The sequence below is a fragment of the Paracoccus sp. TRP genome (genome assembly GCF_000185925.1).
GTDB lineage: Bacteria > Pseudomonadota > Alphaproteobacteria > Rhodobacterales > Rhodobacteraceae > Paracoccus > Paracoccus kondratievae.
This window is the reverse complement of sequence record NZ_AEPN01000095.1, coordinates 1-3327: the sequence shown is the minus strand read 5'-3', so window position 1 is coordinate 3327 and position 3327 is coordinate 1. Positions and strand designations below refer to the sequence as shown.

Annotated in this window: 3 protein-coding genes; all 3 read left to right on the top strand. The window is 61.1% G+C overall.

Annotated features, from left to right (window positions below; genetic code table 11):
• Positions 1-95: 95 nt before the first annotated feature.
• Genes PARACOCCUSGL_RS0119825 through PARACOCCUSGL_RS0119815 form a run of 3 tightly spaced genes read left to right on the top strand, consistent with a single transcriptional unit; the run spans position 96 to position 3275 of the window.
• Positions 96-1340, top strand: a complete 1245-nt coding sequence (locus tag PARACOCCUSGL_RS0119825; RefSeq protein ID WP_010400743.1) for a site-specific integrase — start codon at positions 96-98, stop codon at positions 1338-1340.
• Positions 1337-2293, top strand: a complete 957-nt coding sequence (locus PARACOCCUSGL_RS0119820) for a tyrosine-type recombinase/integrase (RefSeq protein WP_010400741.1) — start codon at positions 1337-1339, stop codon at positions 2291-2293. Before PARACOCCUSGL_RS0119825 ends, PARACOCCUSGL_RS0119820 begins: the two co-directional genes overlap by 4 nt.
• Positions 2280-3275 carry a tyrosine-type recombinase/integrase gene (locus PARACOCCUSGL_RS0119815; protein ID WP_010400739.1) on the top strand — a complete coding sequence of 332 codons (996 nt, stop codon included), beginning with the start codon at positions 2280-2282 and terminating at the stop codon, positions 3273-3275. Before PARACOCCUSGL_RS0119820 ends, PARACOCCUSGL_RS0119815 begins: the two co-directional genes overlap by 14 nt.
• The last annotated feature ends 52 nt before the right edge of the window (positions 3276-3327 follow it).

Here is a 3327-nt window from a genome sequence, read left to right as displayed (position 1 = left end):
GGTTCGGGGAGAAGTGAACAGGCAGGAGGATCGCAAGGGCGGCTGCGCGCCAGAACGTGCAAACCCTGTGTTTCCACATAAACGGAGACACATCCATGTTCGAAGAAATCTTCTTTCCACCAACCGCGACAAGGCACCGTAACGCGCCACTTGCCGAACAAAGGGCCAGATACCTTGTGAAATTGAAGGAATGCGGGTCACGGCGCGCCACCCTGCGAAAGTGCGCGAATGCCCATCTCAACCTTGTGCGGCTTCTGGACATCCGCGACGGCGACACAATCAGCCAGCATGACGTAGAAACGGCTGCCAAGCTCTGGTCCAATCCCAAAGGGCGCAGATGCGATCGAGAGGCGGCTAGCAAGGCCCAGCAGCGCTTCATCAGTCATTGCACCGACCTTTTGCACCATCTCGGCTGGATCGAGATTGATGAGGTGCCGCACCCGTATTGCATCGAACTCAGCGTTTACGAAAACTGGTTGCGGAAAGAGCGCGGCCTGTCGACCGAGACGGTCCATGGCTATTGTGGCGCGGCCGACCACTTCCTGACCAAGATTAGGGGCAGCGGCATAGCGATTGCCTCGCTGGTGATGGCTGACATCGACTCCATCATCAGTGATGAACATCGCCGCGGCGTCTGGAGCCGTAGAACGCTCCACGACTTCGCGCAGCGCCTGAGATCATTCATCGCCTTTGCCGAGAAGCGCCAATGGTGTCGCCCGGGCTTGGCCGCAGGCATCGTCGCGCCGGGATACAGGGCCGACGAGGTTTTGCCGAAGGGAATCGAACGCAACGACGTCGAGCGCCTTTTGGCTTCGGTCAGCGGGGAGCGCACGGTCGATCTGCGCGATCGGGCTATCCTCATGCTGTTCACATCCTACGGCTTGCGTGTCGCCGAGGTGGCGGGCCTGCGCCTCGATGACTTCGACTGGGATGCAGAGATGCTTCGGGTTCGTTGTCCGAAGCCGGGCCGGACCCATCTCTGGCCGCTATCGCAGGAAGTTGGACAAGCGATCCTGGACTACCTCCAGCATGGGCGGCCAACAGGTTACGGGGGTGCTGTCTTCTTCACCTCCCGCGCGCCAATCCGTCCCTTGGATCGCAAGGCATTGGGCAAGATCGTCCGCGACCGCCTTGCGGGCGTCGGCGTCGTGACAGGGCGGCGAGGCCCACATGCGCTCCGGCATGCCGCCGCCCAACACCTCCTGGATAGAGGCGTGTCGATGAAAGTCATCGGAGACTTCCTCGGCCATCGTGATCCGTCTTCGACGGCGATTTATGCCAAGGTCGACCTGGTAGCGCTGCGTGAGGTGGCCGCCCTCAATCTCGAGGCGCTGCTATGAAGCTGGGCGACGCGATTGACCACTATGTCGCTTGGCGGCAGGCGCATGGTGCAAAGTTCACAACCACTCGGAACCTCTTGCGGCAGTTTATGCACCATGTCGGCCCAGAGACCTATTGCGACGAGATATCGAGGGCTCAGGTGCTCGCCTTCCTCATTGGTCAAGGCCGGGGAACCCGGCACCGCGACAATAAGGCTTATGCGCTCGCGGGCTTCTGGAGATTTGCGATCAGCCGCGACTATGCCAGTTCGTCGCCGCTTCCCGTAAGCGAACGGCGGCCGCCCCTGCTCGCGCCACCGCACATCTACTGTCGCACGCAGTTGCAGCGTCTCTTCGATCCGCGAAACATCGAGATTGCGATTGTAGGCGCCAAGCAGCTCGACCTGAATACGTTCCGCACGCTGCTCTTGCTGCTCTATGGCGCGGGGCTTCGGTTCAGCGAGGCCACCGGGCTTCTGCGTGATGATGTCGACCTGAAGGCTTCCGTCCTGACAATCCGGGACACCAAGTTCCACAAGAGCAGGCTGGTGCCCGCCGGATTGCCGCTTGCGACGGCGCTTGCCAACCACCTGTCGCAGCCACCAGGACAGCGGTTTGCCCCGGATGGTGCCGCATACCTGCTGTCGAACAGGGACGGGACCCGGCTTGCAAGCAGCACCGTTCAGACTGCGTTCGATCGGCTCCGCCGCACCGCGGACGTACAAGGCAGCGCTGGAGGGCGATCGGCGCCACGCATGCACGATCTCCGCCACAGCTTTGCGGTTCACAGACTGACCGACTGGTATCAAGAAGGGGCAGATGTGCAACGACTGCTGCCCGTGCTGTCCACCTATCTCGGGCATTCCGATCTTGAAGGCACGAAGATCTACCTGACGATGACCCCAGATCTCTTGAACCAAGCGTCGATGCGATTTGCGCGTTTTGTCCATGGAGGTGAGAATGCCCGAGCGTGAACTCCTTGGTCCCTGGCTTCGGCGCTTCCTGATCGAATACATCGTCACCGAGCGAAACCTGGCCCGAAACACCCGATCTAGCTATCGTGACACCTTCCGACTGCTCCTGCCATTTGCAAGCCGCAAGCTGCGGAAGCCCGTCGACCGGTTGACGGTGCGCGATCTGGCGTCATCGCTGGTTCTGAAGTTCCTCGCCCATGTCGAAGACGACCGCAGATGTTCCGTCCGGACCCGCAATCAGCGGCTTGCCGGCGTAAAGGCCTTTGCTCGCTTTGTCGGCAGCAGGGACCCGGCGCATGTCGAGTGGTGTGGGCATATCCGCGCCATATCTTCGAAAAAGTCCATGCAGCCATCGGTTGGCTGGCTGACGCGGCCGGAAATGGAGGCGATGCTCGCGGTGCCTGACAGGAAGACGGACCGGGGACAGCACGAATACGCCCTCCTGCTCTTCCTCTACAACACAGGCGCGCGCGTGTCCGAGGCAACGCAGCTGAAGGTGCAGGATCTGTCGTTTGCCGCCCGGAGAGGCGGCCATGATCTTGCGACTCTTCATGGAAAGGGGGGCAAAACGCGCCAGTGCCCTTTGTGGCCGGAAACCGAGCAAGTCCTTGCGCGCGAAATCCGCGCTCGCGAGGGGGACGCACCTGTTTTTGTCAGCCGGCTGGGGACAGGGTATACGCGCTTCGGGGTCTATCGCCTGATCGAGCGCTGCGCTGCGCAAGTTCCAAGACTCGCGGGCCGAACGGTTACGCCGCACGTGATCCGACATACGACGGCCTGTCATCTGGTTCTTGCTGGTGTGGACATCAACACCATACGTGCCTGGTTGGGACATGTATCGATCAGCACGACCAACATCTATGCCGAGATCGACCTGACGCTGAAAGCAAACGCCGTTGCGCTCTGCGAGGTTGGCCAATCGGGGCCAAGACGCTCTTGGAAGGAGGACAAAGACGTGATGGCGTTCCTGAAATCGCTATAGCGACCGCGCGCTTAACCAGCAGGCCTCCTGCCTGTTCACTTCTCCCCGAACC

Bases quoted from the DNA above. Each gene is read 5' to 3' on its own strand.
- PARACOCCUSGL_RS0119825 (WP_010400743.1), top strand. From the start codon at position 96: ATGTTCGAAGAAATCTTCTTTCCACCAACCGCGACAAGGCACCGTAAC.
- PARACOCCUSGL_RS0119820 (WP_010400741.1), top strand. From the start codon at position 1,337: ATGAAGCTGGGCGACGCGATTGACCACTATGTCGCTTGGCGGCAGGCG.
- PARACOCCUSGL_RS0119815 (WP_010400739.1), top strand. From the start codon at position 2,280: ATGCCCGAGCGTGAACTCCTTGGTCCCTGGCTTCGGCGCTTCCTGATC.